Consider the following 980-nt stretch of genomic DNA (forward strand, 5'->3'; position numbering starts at 1 on the left):
TTTATCGTTCATTTTTACAAGCCAGCAGTGTGCGCTATTCAGGGTTGGCACTTTCGGAGGTGTCACCGATTCCATTGTCGCATGACAGCGTCAATCGATGGTTGAGTTCTAGTGCATTGCGTCCGAGCGGAGTGTGGAATCTTACTCAATCTCTTATTAACAAGAAAGAACCTTGTTTTTTAGTATGTGACGATACAATTTTGGATAAAAATCGGAGCGAGAAGATAGAGCTTGTGCATTATCAGTATTCTGGGAATGCCCATGATGTTATTGCGGGGATAGGTCTTGTCAATTTGGTATGGCATGGCCTGAGGAGTCATGACTCTATTCCTGTTGATTATCGTATTTATGATAAAGCCAGCGATGGCAAAAGCAAGAATGACCATTTCAGGGAAATGTTAAAGCTGGCTCAAGACAGAGGGATAAATCCGGATGACGTGGTTGCAGACGCTTGGTACTCGAGCTTGAATAATCTGAAGGCCATTGAATCCATAGGCTGGACATGGGTGATGGGGTTGAAGAAAAACAGGAAAGTGAATCGTGGAGAAACTCTTGAAAAGCTGGACATTCCAGATGAAGGACTGAAAGTTCACTTACGCGGATATGGATGGATTACTGTTTTCCGGTTTGTTGCCAAAAACGGTCGCACGGATTATATCGGAACCAATAGGGATAATCCCTCTCGTGATCATATTGAACTGGTCATGAAATCGCGTTGGAAAATCGAAGTTTATCATCGGGAATTAAAGCAAACATGCGGTCTTGAACGCTGTCAGTCTCGCACGGGACGAGCCCAAAGAAATCATATATTTCTTGCCATTTCGGCTTGGATTCAAAGATTTAAAAGACGACTTGCTGGAGGCTTCTCTTTTTATCAGCAGCAGTGGGATGTTATTAAGCATGATATCTCTAGAGAAATAACAAAACTCATGTCTTTCGCTTAGATTCCCACCCTTTTGCTGCAAACTGCGTAACTCGTG

1 protein-coding gene is annotated in these 980 nt (G+C 43.1%); it reads left to right on the top strand.

Going from position 1 to position 980, the window contains the following annotated elements; all coding sequences use genetic code 11:
- On the top strand, positions 1-944 hold a 944-nt coding region (locus Bealeia2_RS10450), incomplete at its 5' end, for an IS701 family transposase (protein ID WP_331256944.1).
- Positions 945-980 lie beyond the last annotated feature (36 nt).

It is taken from the genome of Candidatus Bealeia paramacronuclearis (assembly GCF_035607555.1).
GTDB lineage: Bacteria > Pseudomonadota > Alphaproteobacteria > UBA9655 > UBA9655 > Bealeia > Bealeia paramacronuclearis.